The 16,781-nt window shown below is 38.1% G+C and carries 20 protein-coding genes; 17 read left to right on the top strand and 3 right to left on the bottom strand.

From position 1 onward, the window contains the following. Positions 1–75: 75 nt before the first annotated feature. The 4 genes from ACPLOV_RS07370 to ACPLOV_RS07355 all read left to right on the top strand — a co-directional run bounded on the left by ACPLOV_RS07370 (position 76) and on the right by ACPLOV_RS07355 (position 2,450). Positions 76–567, top strand: a complete 492-nt coding sequence (locus ACPLOV_RS07370; RefSeq protein ID WP_424908184.1) for a M20/M25/M40 family metallo-hydrolase — start codon at positions 76–78, stop codon at positions 565–567. A gap of 246 nt (positions 568–813) precedes the next feature. Then, entirely contained in the window at positions 814–1,710 is an 897-nt protein-coding gene (locus ACPLOV_RS07365; protein ID WP_424910922.1) for a glycerate kinase, read from the top strand. Between the two features lie 58 nt (positions 1,711–1,768). Further along, the gene (locus ACPLOV_RS07360; protein WP_424908186.1) at positions 1,769–1,906 is read left to right on the top strand and encodes a hypothetical protein; all 138 of its coding nucleotides are present in this window, start codon (positions 1,769–1,771) and stop codon (positions 1,904–1,906) included. Between the two features lie 79 nt (positions 1,907–1,985). Next, entirely contained in the window at positions 1,986–2,450 is a 465-nt protein-coding gene (locus tag ACPLOV_RS07355) for a YbaK/EbsC family protein (protein WP_424908187.1), read from the top strand. Position 2,451: 1 nt separating this feature from the next. Here the strand turns inward: ACPLOV_RS07355 and ACPLOV_RS07350 are convergent, their stop codons facing one another. Next, positions 2,452–3,306: a DUF4438 domain-containing protein gene (locus tag ACPLOV_RS07350; RefSeq protein ID WP_424908188.1), complete on the bottom strand. Its 855-nt coding sequence runs from the start codon at positions 3,304–3,306 to the stop codon at positions 2,452–2,454. A 52-nt stretch (positions 3,307–3,358) separates the two neighbouring features. Between ACPLOV_RS07350 and ACPLOV_RS07345 the strand changes: the two genes are divergently transcribed. From ACPLOV_RS07345 to ACPLOV_RS07295, 11 genes are all read left to right on the top strand, one after another. Beyond that, positions 3,359–3,700, top strand: coding sequence for a methyltransferase domain-containing protein (locus ACPLOV_RS07345; RefSeq protein ID WP_424910937.1), 342 nt, complete (start codon positions 3,359–3,361; stop codon positions 3,698–3,700). 134 nt (positions 3,701–3,834) lie between these two features. Next, positions 3,835–4,851 (top strand): hypothetical protein, encoded by a 1,017-nt coding sequence (locus tag ACPLOV_RS07340; RefSeq protein WP_424910921.1) that lies wholly within the window; start codon positions 3,835–3,837, stop codon positions 4,849–4,851. A gap of 3 nt (positions 4,852–4,854) precedes the next feature. Further along, positions 4,855–7,023 carry a DUF3160 domain-containing protein gene (locus ACPLOV_RS07335; RefSeq protein WP_424910920.1) on the top strand — a complete coding sequence of 723 codons (2,169 nt, stop codon included), beginning with the start codon at positions 4,855–4,857 and terminating at the stop codon, positions 7,021–7,023. A gap of 5 nt (positions 7,024–7,028) precedes the next feature. Further along, positions 7,029–7,493: an N-acetyltransferase family protein gene (locus ACPLOV_RS07330; RefSeq protein ID WP_424910919.1), complete on the top strand. Its 465-nt coding sequence runs from the start codon at positions 7,029–7,031 to the stop codon at positions 7,491–7,493. A gap of 26 nt (positions 7,494–7,519) precedes the next feature. Further along, entirely contained in the window at positions 7,520–8,404 is an 885-nt protein-coding gene (locus ACPLOV_RS07325) for a DUF4846 domain-containing protein (RefSeq protein ID WP_424910918.1), read from the top strand. A 225-nt stretch (positions 8,405–8,629) separates the two neighbouring features. Next, on the top strand, positions 8,630–9,004 hold the full coding sequence (locus ACPLOV_RS07320; protein ID WP_424908192.1) for a GntR family transcriptional regulator: 375 nt from the start codon (positions 8,630–8,632) through the stop codon (positions 9,002–9,004). 1 nt (position 9,005) lies between these two features. Beyond that, positions 9,006–9,878, top strand: coding sequence for an ABC transporter ATP-binding protein (locus ACPLOV_RS07315; protein WP_424910917.1), 873 nt, complete (start codon positions 9,006–9,008; stop codon positions 9,876–9,878). Continuing rightward, positions 9,871–10,503, top strand: a complete 633-nt coding sequence (locus ACPLOV_RS07310) for an ABC-2 transporter permease (RefSeq protein WP_424910916.1) — start codon at positions 9,871–9,873, stop codon at positions 10,501–10,503. The genes ACPLOV_RS07315 and ACPLOV_RS07310 overlap by 8 nt, the downstream gene beginning before the upstream one ends. Before the next feature lie 135 nt (positions 10,504–10,638). Continuing rightward, the gene (gene yedE / locus ACPLOV_RS07305) at positions 10,639–11,733 is read left to right on the top strand and encodes a YedE family putative selenium transporter (protein ID WP_424910915.1); all 1,095 of its coding nucleotides are present in this window, start codon (positions 10,639–10,641) and stop codon (positions 11,731–11,733) included. After that, the gene (locus ACPLOV_RS07300; protein ID WP_424910914.1) at positions 11,712–11,924 is read left to right on the top strand and encodes a sulfurtransferase TusA family protein; all 213 of its coding nucleotides are present in this window, start codon (positions 11,712–11,714) and stop codon (positions 11,922–11,924) included. The genes yedE and ACPLOV_RS07300 overlap by 22 nt, the downstream gene beginning before the upstream one ends. Then, the gene (locus tag ACPLOV_RS07295; RefSeq protein WP_424910913.1) at positions 11,925–12,203 is read left to right on the top strand and encodes a DUF3343 domain-containing protein; all 279 of its coding nucleotides are present in this window, start codon (positions 11,925–11,927) and stop codon (positions 12,201–12,203) included. It abuts the gene before it with no gap. 60 nt (positions 12,204–12,263) lie between these two features. Here ACPLOV_RS07295 and ACPLOV_RS07290 read toward each other — a convergent pair whose 3' ends face one another. Beyond that, positions 12,264–12,662, bottom strand: coding sequence for a helix-turn-helix domain-containing protein (locus ACPLOV_RS07290; protein ID WP_424910912.1), 399 nt, complete (start codon positions 12,660–12,662; stop codon positions 12,264–12,266). Between the two features lie 134 nt (positions 12,663–12,796). Here ACPLOV_RS07290 and ACPLOV_RS07285 point away from each other — a divergent pair, with 134 nt between their 5' ends. Beyond that, positions 12,797–12,979, top strand: a complete 183-nt coding sequence (locus ACPLOV_RS07285) for a Spo0E family sporulation regulatory protein-aspartic acid phosphatase (protein ID WP_424908920.1) — start codon at positions 12,797–12,799, stop codon at positions 12,977–12,979. 97 nt (positions 12,980–13,076) lie between these two features. Further along, the gene (locus tag ACPLOV_RS07280) at positions 13,077–16,226 is read left to right on the top strand and encodes a PAS domain S-box protein (protein ID WP_424910911.1); all 3,150 of its coding nucleotides are present in this window, start codon (positions 13,077–13,079) and stop codon (positions 16,224–16,226) included. Between the two features lie 29 nt (positions 16,227–16,255). Here ACPLOV_RS07280 and ACPLOV_RS07275 read toward each other — a convergent pair whose 3' ends face one another. After that, positions 16,256–16,690: an Hsp20/alpha crystallin family protein gene (locus ACPLOV_RS07275; protein ID WP_424908922.1), complete on the bottom strand. Its 435-nt coding sequence runs from the start codon at positions 16,688–16,690 to the stop codon at positions 16,256–16,258. Between the last annotated feature and the right edge of the window lie 91 nt (positions 16,691–16,781).

Raw genomic sequence — 16,781 nt, 5'->3', positions numbered from 1 at the left:
AAATTTATCGAACGGCGCAATATTTCCCGGGAAATTTGAAATAATTTGCGAGAATTTGGAAGATGGAATAATACAATGATACATCCACGGCTCGGAAGTGGCTCCTGGTGCATACGCCATATTAACGGAGGTATAAAAACTACATTGAACGTCCCCGATAAATGCGAATTATTTATAGATAGGTTTGTAGTCCCAGGAGAGGATTATGAATTTTGCTCAAGGCAAATAATGGAATTAGCAAATGAACTGGGTATAGAGAAAAAAGTGAAAGTATTTCTAATACCCAGAGAAACTCCTTATATGGAACCTTTTGTAATACCTGAGGATCATATATTGGTGAAAATTATAAGGGAGAAATATAAAGAGGTGGTTGGAAAGGATTTACCCATTGGGTATGATAAATCGGTTTGCGATTCCAATTATCTTTATAGATTAGGCAATATCCCTACAGTTACTTTCGGCCCTGGCGGAGAAAATATGCATTCACCCAATGAATGCGGCTATATAAGCCAGATAATAGCGTGCACGCAAATCTATCTGGAGACTATAAATGAATTGATGTTTTGAAAAAAGTGAATATAAATTTATTAAAGCGGGTTTTCCCCGCTTTTTTGTACTATTAATATTATATAGAAGAAAAGCTACAAGCGAGGGAACCCGCTTTTTACTATAGACAATGATTTAAATTGTGTAATATTTACACTTTGTTAAAAAAAGATATTAAATTGCTATTTAAATTTGCGCATTTTGTAAATAACAATTTCATAAATATTGAGATAAAATTATATAACAAAAATATACTCGGAGGTATTTATGAGAAAAGTTAATATACTAATCGCACCTGATTCATTTAAAGGAAGTCTAACTTCTCTACAAGCTGCTAATGCAATCGAAAGGGGGATAGTGAAGGCAGCTTCTTATGTTGGAGTAAATCTTGAAGTAGCTAAGGTTCCCATTGCAGATGGCGGAGAGGGCACTGTAGAGGCCATAATCTATGCTACTGGGGGCAAATTGATAAGGACAAAGGTCTTGGATCCTTTGGGTAGAGAAACCGATTCTTTTTTTGGTTTGCTACCGGATGGGACTGCAGTAATCGAAATGGCTGCGGCATCTGGTTTAAATTTTTTAAAACCAGAAGAGCGTAACCCAATGGAAACAACTACTTACGGTACCGGCCAGCTGATAAAGGCGGCTTTAGATTATGGTATTAAAAAGCTCATAATAGGTATAGGCGGAAGCGCTACTAATGACGGTGGGGTTGGGATGGCTCAGGCGCTTGGAATAAAATTTTTAGACGCTGAAGGAAAAGAAATAGGTTTTGGCGGCGAGAGGTCACCTCTGGCGATGAGCATTATTGGCTATATTACCAGTATACCGGTTTTTTGTGATTCAGGGTATGTTATTCTAACGCCTCTTAATAAAGCTCTTGCTAAAAGAGCTAATATTCCAATCGCAGTGATGGCTGTTACCCTTTCAACTGGATTATATGCTACTCATACTTTAGTGCCGCCCACTCCTGGACCTATAGCAGCTGCTGGAAATGTCAGAGCTGACCTTGGGCTTGTAATTCTCATAGGAATGGTAGTGTCTATACCGGCTGCTCTTATTGGGCTGTGGTGGGCTCATAGAATAGGGAAAGATATTAAGTCTGAAATAGATCAGGATGGAATGAGCTATGAAGAATTGAAAGATAAAATCTGGTTTTTATAACGAATTTGAAAACTCCTTGGAGCTTTTAAATCTTATTGAAAATGATGAAGTGCTGATTTTGCTTGCAAAGTTATATTTTGAAAATAATGCTTTTTCCCTTGCTTTAGATGAATTTAAAAGAAGTATAAAAGTGTTTGACAAAATTGATTTAGAATCCTTGGATATGATGAGGAAAAGCTTGTTAGCATTATGTTAGACTTTAACATAATAAAGATTTTATGCTAAGATGAAGAAAAAAATTAATTTAATAACATGCATTGAAAGGGGCTTTTATAATGGGAATATTGGAAGCAAAGGAATACCTGAAAAAATGGGGAAAGGACAGGGACGTTTTGGAATTTAATCAATCCAGCGCAACGGTCCAGGAGGCGGCAAAAGCCGCCAATGTGGAACCTGCAAGGATAGCTAAAACCCTTGCCTTCAGGGATAAAGAAAATGTGGCAATGCTAATAGTTACCGCCGGGGATGTAAAAATTGACAACGCAAAGTTTAAAAGGGAATTCGGATTTAAAGCCAGGATGCTTTCCCATGAGGAAACCTTTGAGATTACCGGCCATCCGGTAGGTGGAGTATGCCCTTTTGGGCTAAAAAGCGATATACCGGTTTACCTTGATGTGTCTTTAAAAAGGTTTGAAACGGTGTTTCCTGCCTGCGGAAGCGGAAATTCGGCTATTGAACTCACCTGTGAAGAGCTGGAACTTTATGCAAAAAGTAAAAGATGGGTGGATGTATGCAGGTGATTTATTTTAAATAATTTTTTATATTTGCATTTTCGTCTATTATTCCTTCAATTTTTGGGTGTTTGCAGGTCATAATTGTGGTGATCCCGGGGCCATGTCCCATTTTTATGCAATCACTATGAATTACCACTCCGACGGTCACGGCTCCTTTCAAGTATCCCCTACCGTAAGTGTTGTCACAATCCTTCAATAGCACGAGGTCACCAAACCTTAATCGCTCAAGCCCGAGCATTTTAACCGTTTCCATGTCGGCGGTCATGATATCGTAATCACCGCTGAAAGCAGTAGAGCTCCCTATACCGGAACCCATTAAGTATGCGGGGACTTCGGCAACTACGGGAACTTTTAGTACTCCTTCATGTTCCAATATTGGTATGTTTAAAAATAGGCGGGGATCTATGTTCATCACGAATACATCGGGGTAATCGAGAAGTTTTAAACCCTGTCCCCACGCCTTTATCAGTATTTTGTCGTCTACCGCCATTTTTTCCATATCTTCTTTTTCGAACTGGACCAGGACGTGTTCTATACCGCCGTGCTTTCCGATTACTACACCTTTTGCTCCCTTTGCATCACCCGTAATTACCCTGGCTTCATTTCCGATACATGCGAGTACCATAAGGGCGTTGTTTTCATAGGTATCCTCATTTTTTATCGACACGCCGGGCTCTACATGATCTCCTGTCCATCCAAATGCGGGATCCCCAAGGTTTACATTATAAGTGATGGCTCCTGTTGCAGGAAGGATATTTACGCTTCCATCATGTCCTATCCTGAATGGAGAAGAAGCGATGGGGTGATGAATTTTTCCTTGAACTGATTGAATAACGGTTTTTTCTATATTTGTCCTTAACATATAAAATGCCTCCTTTCGCATTAATTAGATTATATCATAAAAAGAAAATGTAATCCTTTCCAACTGCGTCATTAACCTCTGCGAGGATAAAGAAAAGGCTCTGAAAGAGGCTTACAGGGTTCTTAAAAGGGGCGGAAGGCTTGCGATCGCCGATATAGTTGCTCTAAAGGATATACCCGAAAGCATTATAAAGCGGGCAAAGCTCTGGGCAGGATGTGTTGCGGGGGCTATAAAGGTAGAAGAATATAAAGACATCCTAAAGAGGGTTGGCTTTAAGGATGTAGAAATCATTCCGGCTCACGTTTATACAAAGGATTTGATCGAAGAGATTTTGGCGGATAAAAATAAGATCGACGGAGCCTTTGCAGGAGCGTATATTAAAGCAGTAAAATGATTAAAATACCGGTATTTACCGGGCTTTTTATTTTTGCCCAAATTCCTTGCAGGAATTTTAACAATAAAGAAAGAATTAATAAGTAATGTGATGTAAAATTTAAAAAAATCAAAAGAATAAAGGATTTAAGTAATATGGATTTAAGAAATATAAATAATTCCTTAAAAAAGATCCTGCGAAAACGGTTAATATTTTTAGTAGCTTTTTTATTCTTATTAATAGTTTTTATGAATTCTGTATCTCCTGTCGGGATAGTAGATGTGAAAAACGAAAAAGGCAGGGTCACTTTTTTTACATATAAAATTTTGGGATTTTACCTGCAGGGCTTATTGAAAAGTGAGGATATTTTCGGTATTAAATTAATTAATTTTTCCGTTAAAAAATCAACATCCCCATTATTAATTAAATATAGAGGAGAAAACCTTATTTCATTTATCGGTGAGGATTCAGTAAAGGTTTTTTCAAAAGAAGGGAATGAGATATGGCAGTATAATTTGGGTAATAATGATTACATACTAAGCAGCTGTGCGGGAGATGTGGATAAAGACCTTACCGACGAAATTTTTTTGATAACGGGTAAGAGGAATGAAAACTACGGGGAAAATTTTATTATTTTAACCTTAGAGGACGGCATTAAATTGAAGCTATTTGAGGAAATGAAGGTCTTTAATCCCTGGAAGGTTCAAATAGCCGATGTGGATGAAGACGAAAATTTGGAAATTTCCATAGGGGTATATAAAAAAGCAGAACTGCATCCTGTTATGGCAAAAAGGCCCTTTATATACGGATTAAACGAAGGGGGATTGTTCCCAAAGTGGAGGGGGTCCAGGCTTTCTAAGCCTTTTGATGATTACGTATTTTTTGATATTGACGAAGATGGCAAGGATGAACTCTTATCCGTTGAAACCGTAAAGGACGGTAAAAAAATTACAAGCGCATATAAATGGAAGGGATTTGGGTTTGAGCTTTTTTCCGAGAGCAGTGCATACGATGAAATAGATTCAATTGTAAAGGAAGAAAAAAGGGTTTTGGTACGGGTAAGGCAAGGAAAGGTTTTTAGCTGGGGGGTAGTGGAATACGAAGGGGGGAAATTGAGTATAAGGGATATAGGAAGAAAGTATTATTTTAAGCTTTTGATAGAGGGGGAATAAAAAATGAGTAAGAAACTAATTATTTTATTGATTTCTTTAATGCTGGTATTTAACGGATGTGCGTATAAAAATACAGGGAATAATGCGGATGCAGATAAAAAAACCGTCGAGTACGAGGTGAATTTTACGGAGGAGTCGGATAGAAAAACCGTAGAAGTGCCTTTTGAACCGACAAAATTTGAAGCAAAGGTAAAGCCATACAAAATAAAGGAAGATTTACCTAATGTGGTAAATTTAAAGCAGTTCGGGGGATTTTCAAAAGAGCAAAAGGAACTGCTTTATAAAAACGCATTTTTCGTAAGCCCTTGCGAGGAAGAGCAGCTTTTTTATATCTACGAAAAAAACGAGTATAAAAACATCCCTTCTTTTATTACAACGGATTCGGTATTGCACGTTTATCACATTTTTTACGATTACTCCCTGAGGGTGCTGGAAAACGAAAAGCTATTGCCGGTTTTAGAGGAACTCACGGAAAATATGCTAAAAAAATCCATATACCTTTACAATACGTTGAAAAATGAAAACCTTAGAAATATCCAGCTGAAAAACATTGCCTTTTTTGGGGTTGCCCAGCTTGCCCTTGAAAAGGAGCTTCCGGAAGGTTTTCCTGAAAAGGCAAAGGAATTGGCTTATAAGGAATACGAGCTAATAAAAAAGCAGGAAGGCTTTGCAAAATCCTTTATTTTCCCCTTTGAATTGGATTACAGCCAGTATGTACCCAGGGGACACTATACGAGAAGCGATGATTTAAAAAGGTATTTCAAGGCTTTGATGTGGTACGGCCAGGCACCTTTTCCCTTATACGATAATGAAGGCAAGAGGACTGTGGAGCAAACCCTTCAGGCCCTTTTGATAACCTACAGCGTGTTTTTGGAAAAGGAAGGAGAAAAGGATATTAAGCTCTGGGAAAGCCTGTATACCCCCACTTATTTTTACGTAGGCTTAGCCGATGATCTGAATATTTACCATTATAGGGATTTGCTTTTAAAGGTTTACGGGGAAAATCCGGACATAGAAAAAATGGACGATAACGACAAAATAGAAAGGGTGTACAAGGAAGCAGAAAAATTACCCGAACCCATAATAAAGCCAAAATATACTTCGGTAAGCACTCCCGTCGGTAAACAGTTTAGATTTTTGGGGCAAAGGTACGTTCCCGATGCCGAAATTATCCAGGAACTGGTGGAACCAATAGTAAGGCCCGTTCCTTCCGGGCTTGATGTGATGGCGGTATTTGGCTCAAACAGGGCTTACGACATACAGGTTAATATAAATAAAGAACAGGAAAAGTGGCCGAAATATATTGAACAATTAAATAAAATGAAGGAAAAATTCCAAAACATGAAGGAGGAAAGGTGGAAGTCCAACTTTTATTTCGGGTGGCTATGGACCCTGAAGGGTTTACTGAAGGAATACGGGGAAGGTTACCCTTCTTTTATGAGAAATACCGCCTGGCTTGATAAATCCCTTTCTACTGCTCTTGGAAGCTGGGCACAGCTCAAGCACGATACCATACTTTACGGTAAACAGAGCGGTGCCGAAATGGGCGGGGGCGAAGAACTGGCGGATATAAAAGCTTATGTCGAACCGAATATCGAGGTTTACGATAAGCTTTTGTGGCTTACTAAGTTTTCCAGGGTAAATCTTAAGGAAAGAGGCATGCTGGATGCGGCGGTAGAAAGCAAGATGGAGATCTTTGAAGAGCTGCTTCAATTTTTAATAAACTGCTCGGTGAAGGAATTAAGGGATGAAGAGCTTACGGAAGATGAATACTACCGGCTTCAGCTTTTCGGGGGCACATTAGAAAGCCTCACAGCATCCTTTGCGGGAGATGGATTGAGGTGGTTTGAGATTACCTCGGAAACGGACAAAAACATGGCGACAATAGCGGATATTCATACAATTGCGCCGAACCAGTTCGGCAGCGGCGGATACTTTGAAGTGGGTGTGGGACCCGCTTACGAAATATATGTGGTAGTGCCTATAAGCGGAAGGTTTTACCTCACAAGAGGTGCGATATTTAGCTACTATGAATTTGTTTCGGGAAAGAGATTAACCGATGAAGAATGGCAGAAAATGATAAAAGAAGGAAAAGCTCCCGAAAGGCTTTTCTGGATGAAATCGTATTTCAGCAAGGATAAAATGGAAATACCGGATAACAACAGGCTTTAAAAGAGGTGAAGATTTTGGCTTTTATACGACCTGCAAAGGAAAATGAGGCATTGATATTATCCGAGCTTGCCGAGAAGTCGGAAGGTCACTGGGGATACGATGAAAAATATATGGTAAAATTTAAAGAAAAATATCGGTTGACTGAAGAATATATAAAAAATTTCCCCGTATTTGTACTGGAGGATAAGGAAAAGATTTTGGGTTTTTTCGGCCTTTTATTTGAAAAAGATGAGGTGAATTTAGAGTTTTTCTACATTGACACCGATTATATAGGCAAAGGATACGGGAGGATGCTGTGGAGTCATTTAGCGGATTATTGTAAGGAAAAAGGTATAAAAAGCTTTACCTTTGTAACCAGTCCCGAAGCAAAGGGTTTTTATATAAAAATGGGTGCAGAATATTTAGGGGAAGTGGAGTCCTCGGTTAAAAAGGGGCGAATTATTCCCCGGCTTATTTATTATGTAAAATGAAAAAATTTTAATAAGGGAGCAAAAGGATGCAAAAGAGAAGAATAATTTTAATTATTATGCTTACGGTTTTACTTTTAACCGCATGCGAAAAAATGATTAACGAAGAGAAAAATTTTATAAAAAATCAAGAAATTCCTTTTGAAAGAAAAACCAATAATTTAATAAACGAAGAAGGAAAGACGATAAAAGAAAGGATTGAGGTACCCGAAGGATTTGAGAGGATAAAACTCCCGGAAGATTCCTTCGGGGAGTATTTGAGGAATTTACCCTTAAAACCCCACGGTTCAAAGGTAAGATATTACAACGGTTTTGTAAAACCAAGGGATGTGCACGCAGCCGTAATTGATATGGACGTAGGGCAAAGGGATTTAATGCAGTGTGCCGATTCGGTGATTAGACTGAGGGCTGAGTATCTTTATAAAAGGGGCTATTACGATAAAATTCACTTTAATTTTACCAACGGTTTTCGGGCAGATTATAAAAAGTGGCGGGAAGGTTACAGGATAAGGGTGGAGGGAAATAATACCAGCTGGGTTAAACAGGCCGGCTATAACGGTGATTACGCAACTTTCAGGAAATACCTGGACATGGTCTTTGCCTATGCTGGGACTCTCTCTCTGTCAAAGGAGATGAAAAGGGTCTCTTTGGAGGATTTAAGCATCGGCGACGTATTCCTCGAAGGGGGAAGCCCCGGCCACTGCGTAATTGTAGTTGACATGGCGGTAAATAAAAATACCGGAGAGAAAATATTTCTTTTGGCCCAGGGGTATATGCCCGCCCAGGAAATACATGTGCTGAAAAATCCAGGGAATAATGATGGCAATCCGTGGTATTCTATAAATTTCAAAGAAAAGCTTATTACCCCTGACTATGTATTTACCAAAGACCAGCTTTACCGTTTTGAGGAATAGTGCAATCGTTATAACGTGAAAATAAGGGCATAAAAAAGTAAAAATTGAGGATGGGTAAATTTTAAAAAAGTTTTATACCCATCCCTTTTATATTTTTAGGATGGAATCCATGAAAATATTTGGTGACCGTAAATAAAATTGTTGACAAAATTTATCATAGATAATATACTGTATATATACAGTATATACAGTAGTGCAGCTGAAGAAAGGAGTGAGCGGGGATAGATGAATATAATCCTTTCGAATTCCTCGCAGGAGCCTATATACGAACAAATCGTGAGGCAGATTAAAAACATGATAATGAGGGGAGAAATTGCGGAGGGAGAGATGCTGCCTTCCATCAGGAATTTGGCAAAGGAACTGCAGATAAGTGTAATTACGGTAAAAAGGGCATACCAGGAGTTGGAAAACGACGGGTATATAGTAACCGTTCACGGCAAGGGCTCTTTTATAGCGGTAAAGAACAAAGAGCTTTTAAGGGAAATGAGGTTAAAAATAGTAGAGGAAAAATTGGAAGAAGCGGTAATGGCCGGAAAATCCATCGAGCTTTCTTTGGAAGAAATGCAGGAAATGTTAAAAATTCTTTACGAGGAGGGATAATATGGCTCCTATCTTGGAGGTTAAAAACCTGAGGAAAAATTTTAAAGATTTTTCTTTAAAGGATATAAGTTTTACTTTGGATAGAGGGTATATAATGGGGTTTATCGGTCCTAACGGAGCGGGCAAGACCACGACGATTAAGCTTATTATGAATTTACTCAAGAGGGATGCAGGACAAATAAAAATTTTTGGGTACAACAATGATGATGCGGATAAGGAAATAGAAATAAAAAACAAAATAGGTTTTGTTTTTGGGGAAAATATTTTTTACGAAGAACTCACCATTGAAGAAATGAAAGGGATAATAGCCCCCTTTTATAAATATTGGGAAGAAAGGGTTTTTAATGATTTGATACGAGATTTTTCTCTGCCCAGAAGAAAAAAGATAAAGGAATTGTCCAAGGGCATGAAAATTAAGTTATCCCTTGCGGTAGCTTTATCCCACAATGCAGAACTTTTAATAATGGATGAACCCACCTCCGGGCTTGATTCCATTGTTAGAAGCGAATTGCTGGATTTCCTGTCCGAATACATTCAGGATGAAAATAAATCGGTTTTTATTTCTACCCATATCACTTCGGATTTGGATAAAATTGCGGATTATATAACTTTTATAAATGATGGAAGTATAGTATTTTCAAGCCCCAAGGATGATATTTTTGAATATTATTCGATTGTAAAAGGACCAAAAGATTTTATGAATGAAGATATAAAAAAACATTTCGTTGGTATAAAAGAGAATAAGTTTGGTTTTGAGGGGCTTATTAAGGAAAAGGAGACTGCGAAAAAACTTTTCCAGGATAAGGTTATTTTTGAAAGGCCCTGCCTTGAGGATATAATGTTTTATTTTACAAGGGGGAAGATTAATGTTTAATCTTATTAAAAAGGATATATTGGTTCAAAAATTTACCCTAATATATGGTATAGTGAATACTTTGATAATAATATTAGCCTTTCAGCAGATGGGAGAGGCTATGTTCCCTGCTTGCGTGGTAGCGTTATCCTATGTAATGCTGCAATCCGCCTGCGCTTATGATGATAAATGCAATGCGGATATTTTATTGAACATTCTTCCCTGTAAAAGAAGTACCGTAGTTCTTGCAAGATATTTATCGGTTTTTGCTTTTGCTGTTATTTCAATATTTTATTATGCGGTAATTAGCAGTATAATAAGAATTCTTTTATTGCCTTTGAAAGTATATTCCATAACATTGGAGGGGATTGTAGGGGCTATGTTTTCCCTTATCTTCATAAACAGCATTTATCTTCCTGTATTTTTTAAAATGGGATATTACAGGTCAAAAATGTTAAATATTTTTTTATTTTTCGCGATGTTCTTCAGCATAGGGTGGATTCTTCCTATGTTTAGAAATGACTTCAGGTTTTTAGATAGTTTCAATAATACTTATATAATTACAGCTTTAATGATTTTAGCAGTAATTATCTACGGGATTTCTTTTCTTGTATCAGTTAAAATTTACGAACGAAGGGAATTTTGAATTTTTATTGAGCACCTCTATTGATTTTATCTATATGAAATAAGAAACGTATAAATAATACAAATTAATTACCTTAAATAAATCGTATAAAATTAATAGTGAAATATTTTACAAAAAACTTAGGAGGTGCTCTCTTTGGATCAAAAGAAACTCGTCGTTTTGTCCGGAATTGTTATAGGTGCTATAGCTGTAATTTTGACAAAACTGGGTAACCCTGCTAATATGGGGATGTGTGTGGCGTGTTTTATAAGGGATATTGCAGGGGGATTGGGGCTTCACAGGGCTGAAGTGGTGCAGTATATAAGACCCGAAGTGCCCGGTTTTATTTTAGGGTCATTTCTTATTTCCTTAGCCTTTGGGGAATTTAATGCCCGCGGAGGATCGGCTACCTTAACCCGATTTATAATCGGCTTTTTCGTGATGGTGGGTGCTATGGTATTTTTGGGCTGTCCTTTAAGGATGGTTTTAAGGTTATCTGCGGGAGACCTCAATGCACTTTTTGCTTTTTTCGGGTTTGCATCGGGAATATACTACGGTTTGATTTTTATAAAGAAGGGTTTTTCCCTTGGCAGAAGTTATAAGTTATCAAAAGGTAACGGTTATATAATGCCGCTTGTAGCCGTTGTACTCCTCATCCTGGTATTGGTTGCTCCATCCTTTATATTTTTCAGCGCAAAAGGACCCGGTTCTATGAGAGCCCCCTTTATAATATCCCTTGCTGCAGGTTTAATTGTCGGGGCATTGGCTCAAAGGTCCCGCCTTTGTATGGCAGGAGGTATAAGGGATATATTCCTTTTAAAGGATTTTCACCTCTTTTCTGGTTTTGCAGGGATTTTTACTGCAGCGTTGATTTTAAACATAGTCTTTGGTAATTTTAAATTGGGCTTTGAAAAGCAGCCCATAGCTCATACAATGGAGCTGTGGAACTTTTTAGGGATGTTCCTGGCAGGTTTTGGTTCAATACTTTTAGGAGGATGCCCGTTAAGGCAGTGCATACTGGCGGGCGAGGGTGATACCGATGCAGGAGCCGCGTTTTTTGGGATGCTGGTAGGAGCTGCCTTCTCTCACAATTTTGGAATTTCAGCTTCGGTTCAGGGAGTGGGGACTAACGGTAAAATAGCTGTTATATTAGGAATTATATTTTTAACAGCAATTGCTCTTTTAAATATCCCTACGGTAATGAATATAAAGAAGGAGAGTGAAGGCGCATGGCAACCAAAATCGATGTAAGAGGCCTTTCCTGCCCAATGCCCGTGGTTATGACTAAAAAAGCCCTTGAAGATTTAAAGGAGGATGTTCTTGAGGTACTGGTGGATAATCCCACCGCCAAGGAAAATGTAACCCGATTTGCCAAAAGTTCAGGTTTCAAGGTGGATATAATAAATTTGGAAGGCGAATATATTCTAAAAATAACGAGGTAGATGAAATTGACTGAAAAATATCCTTTTTTTATGATAACTTTCCCTTCGGTGCACCATGCCCTGAAATTCGAATCAAAATTAAAAGGCACGGGAATTAATTTTCAATTGGTGCCCGTGCCCAGGGAGATAAGCTCGAGCTGCGGCGTAGCGGCGAAGGTAGAAGGGATGATTGAAAGCGAAATTTGCGATTTTATTGAAAAAAATAGAATTGAATACGATGCGGTTTACGTATACAATGCACCAAAACAAAAACCAAGGCTTGTAAAAACGATTGAGTAAAATGCTGGGCTGCTTTACGGCAGCCCTTTTTTTATGGTGCATTCATCAGCATTAATGTAATTATGGCATTGAATCTAATTTATTTAAATAGGGCAAAATAACTTTTAACAATTTCTTTATCAGTTCCAATTCTTTTTTCGAACATCTGTGGAGAAGTCCCACAATTTCTTCCATAGGGTCGCCCTTTTGTTTATTTAAGCAGGATTCTCTGAGATATTCAGCATAATAATAATCTTCTCCGAAAATGATATAATCCAGGGAAAGATGAAGTAAACCTGCCATTTTAACTAAAACGGGGAGGCTCATCTGGCGTTCTCCTCGCTCTATCTGGCCGATATAGTAGTCCGAAAGACCCACAATTTCCGCGAATTCTTCCCGGGAAAGTCCAAACTTTTCTCTCTCTTCCCGGATTCTTTTTCCTATGGACTTTAAATCAAATTTATTAGAATAGTTTTCCATTCTTTTCACTCCTCAGTTCTACTTTAGCCGACAAAATTCTCTATTGGAATTTGCTCACAGCATATAAATATTATTTGCAAAAAGAAGGGAGATGATGTAAAATGTTGTAAAAAGGATATTAAAGAGGTGGAATAATGGATGATAACCTGAGAAAAATAGAGCAATTTAAACATTTATTGAACAATGCTTTAAATATGCATTTTGACAAAGAGATACTTTTGAAAATAAGCCGTAAATTAGATAAGACCATATTAGATTATTATAAAAAAGGGAAGGTTTGGGATAAGAAAAAAGATGATGAGGTGAAAAAAAGTTAACAAAAAAAATATTGATTGCTTTAAAAATGTATTATAATTAAAATATCCGAAAGATTTACAAATGTTCCGGTTTCATAAATTTTTTGAGGTGATTTCTTTGTTAAATAGTAAGAAAATAACTTCTGCCCTTAAAAAAATAATTTTGGTCTTATTCCTTTTTATTTTATTTTTTTCCGGTGCTTCTGCCAGCCAAAATAAAAAAATCACGGTGGCCGGTGATAGAAATTTTCCGCCCTATGAATTTGTTGATTCGTCGGGGAACTTTCAGGGATTTAACATAGATATCATGAGCACAATATCTATATACACGGGGCTGGAAGTGGAATACATACCCATGGAGTGGGCGGATGCTTTAAAAGCCCTGGAAGACGGAAAGGTGGATGCTCTCCTGGGGATGTCCAAAAGTGAAGAAAGGGATAAAAAATACGATTTTTCCCGCCCAATCCTCGTAAGTTCCCGGGTTATCCTTGTGCGCCGGGAAGATAACGAAATTAGCTCATTGAAGGAACTGAAAGGGAAAAAGGTGGCGATTCAGGAGGGAGACATTGCTGAAGAAATAGTAAGGAATATAGAAGGGATAAATATTTTACGGGGGTCATCTCAGGAAGAAGCCTTGTTTTTTTTGATGGATGGTCAGGCGGATGCATTTATAGGGAATAAATATACAGCCCGCTATTTTTTGAAAAAATATAATTTGGAAGACAGGGTTAAAATTGTCGGCGATCCCATAAGCGAGACGTTTTACTGCATTGCGGTTAAAGAAGGGAATACGGAACTTTTAAATGTTTTTAACTACGGTCTTACTAAGATGGCGGAAGACGGGATTTACGATAAGATTATAAAAAAATGGTTTGGCGACGAGCCCTATGATGTGAAAGCAGCCATAAAAAAACATTTCTACACAATGGTCGTTATATCGATTTTTTTGCTGTCCATAATTTTTCTTTTAATTTATTTAAACAAGAGGTTAAAAGATATCATCGATAGGAAAACCAGCGAGATAAAAAAGGCAAATGAAGAGCTTTCGGCAGCCTATGAGGAAATATATGCTCAAAATGAGGAGTTGACGGCAAGTTTCGAAGAGCTTCGAATGACCGGACAAAGGATAAAAGAGCTTCAGGAAAGGCTCATGCTTGCTCTTGAAGCCAGCGAAACCTGCGTCTGGGAATACGACATTGAAAGTAGAAGATTTTACATAACGGAAAATGCCGCAAAATTGATTAAAGGCTGTGAAGTCGTCTGCGGATACAGGACTGTTTTAAAGGGTTTGGAGAAAAAAGACAGAAGGATGCTCTTAGATGCAATTAGAAAAGCCTATACCGGTAAAACAAAGGAGATTGAAGTAAAGGTAAGGGCAAGGGATTTAGAAGGTAAAAGGAAGTATTTGTTAATACAGGGAAAGTACGTAGACGAAAAGTTTACAGGGGTTATCAGCGATATTACGGAGCTGGAAAACTACAGGAGATTGCTGGAATTTGAGTTGGAGCGGTATAAAGCCCTGTTTATAAACTCCCGGGATGGAATTGTGTTTTACGACAGCGATATGGTATTCAGGGATGTGAACCCTGCCTTTGAACGAATCTTCGGCTACAGCAGGGAAGAAATAATAGGAAAGAGTATTTTTGATGAGACGGTAATTAAAAGATTTATGTTCGATACAAACAGGGCTCAAAAAATATTAAAAGGTGAGGAATACTTCCTCTCCTATGAGGGCGTAAGGTATAAAAAGGATGGAACTCCCGTAATAGCAAAAATGAAGGATATTTTAGTAAGCGATAAAAATGGAGAAATCCTGGGAGCCTTCTCGTTCTATGAGGATATAACGGAAGAAAAGAGATACTTGGAGCAGCTCAGGGCACTTTTCAACCATTCTCCCGATGCGATAGTTCTTCTGGATAAAGATCACCGGATCGTCGACGTCAATCCGGCCTTTGAAAAGCTGTTTGAATACAGCAAAGAGGAATGCCTGGGAAAAGATGTGGATGAATTAATTAACAAAGAAGAAGAACTGGAAAACGCGAAAAAACTTACCCAAATGGTATTTGATGATGAAAAACTCTCCGTGGAAGGAGTAAGATACACAAAGAACGGTAAGCCGATTTATGTTAATATTAGGGGCATTTTGATAAAGGTTAATGAAGAAATCTTAGGGATTTACGGGATTTACACTGACATAACAGAGGTTCACGAATACAGGACAAAATTAGAGTATATAAGCCTGCACGATAATTTGACGGGGCTTTACAACAGGGCGTTTTTTGAAGAAGAACTTTTAAGGTATACGGGAAGCAGGGAATACCCTATTTCAATTATTATGATGGACCTGAACGGATTAAAACTGATTAACGATTCCTTAGGGCACGATAAGGGAGATAAGCTGCTTATCAAATTATCTGAGGTTCTGCTTCGCTCTATAAGGTCTTCGGATATTCTTGCAAGAATTGGAGGAGACGAATTTGCATTACTGCTTCCTAAGACTTCCAATTCGGATGCGGAAAAAATAGTAAGCAGAATAAAAGATAATATCGAGAAGTTCAATGAGCGGGAAGCTGAGGAAGGGCTTTACCTCAGCCTGTCCATAGGATATGCTACCGCGGAATATGAAGGAGAAAATCTAAAGGATGTGTTAAAAAGAGCCGACGAACTCATGTACCGGGATAAACTTTTAAACAGCAACAGTATAAGGAAACAGACGTTAAATGTCCTGATGTCCATACTGGCGGAAAAGGATTATATTAACGAAGGCCATGCGCAAAGGGTAAAAGATCTGAGCCTTAAAATAGGCAAAAAACTGGGTCTTTCTCCCAAGGAACTTTCGGACCTTGCCCTACTGGCGGAAGTGCACGATATCGGGAAGGTTGCCATTTCCGACAGCATCTTAAATAAAAAAGGGCCCCTTACCGAGGAAGAATGGGAAGTATTAAAACAGCACTCTCAGAAAGGTTATAGAATAGCCCTTTCGTCTCCAGATCTTGCAGGGATAGCAGAGTTTATATTAAAGCATCACGAAAGGTGGGACGGCAAAGGGTATCCCCTTGGGTTGAAGGAAAAGGAAATTCCTCTTTTATGCCGTATTTTATCGGTAGCAGAGGCCTTTGACGCCATGACATCAAGAAGGCCATACAGTGAACAAAAGAGTGTGGAAGAAGCCCTCCTCGAGATAAAAAGAAATGCAGGAACCCAGTTTGACCTGGAAATAGTTGAGATATTTTTGAGCTTATTTGATGAAGAACTTGGTGAAGAATAAATAATAGGAACCCCAATTTAACGGGGTTCCTATTCTATATCGATTTTTCTTCCCTTTGGTTTTGATGGATTTATCTTGGGAAGAATGAGGCGCAGTACACCGTTTGTATAGCTTGCCTTTATGTTGTCCGCATCCACGTTGTCCGGTAAGGGAATTGTCCTGGAAAAACTTCCCCTTCTTCTTTCTTTATGGATATAATTTTCCCTTTTTTCTTCAACTATTTCATCCTGTTTGCCGGAGATGGTAAGCATATTTTCTTCATGATGTATTTCTATATTATTTTTATCGAATCCGGGCAAGTCCGCTTCCAGAATATATTCTTTTTCGGTTTCTTTCATATCTATTCTAATAGCCGAGGGATTTAAAAAGTCGTAGAAATTGTCGAAGAAGTTTTCAATATCCAGGTCGAAGAAAGCTGGCAGTAAACCCCTTCTCCTCCACGGTATTAGATGCCTTTCATGCATAGCAAGCACCTCCTCTGGTAAATTTTTCATAAATTCTAATTAAATTATACAACGAAGGTCAAAGAAGGTCAAGAAAATATTTTTTAAATTT

It is taken from the genome of Thermovenabulum sp., from assembly GCF_049723235.1.
Taxonomy (GTDB): Bacteria; Bacillota; Thermosediminibacteria; order Thermosediminibacterales; family Thermosediminibacteraceae; genus Thermovenabulum.
Note: the sequence above shows the minus strand (reverse complement) of the source record. Positions and strands in the feature narration are given on the sequence as shown.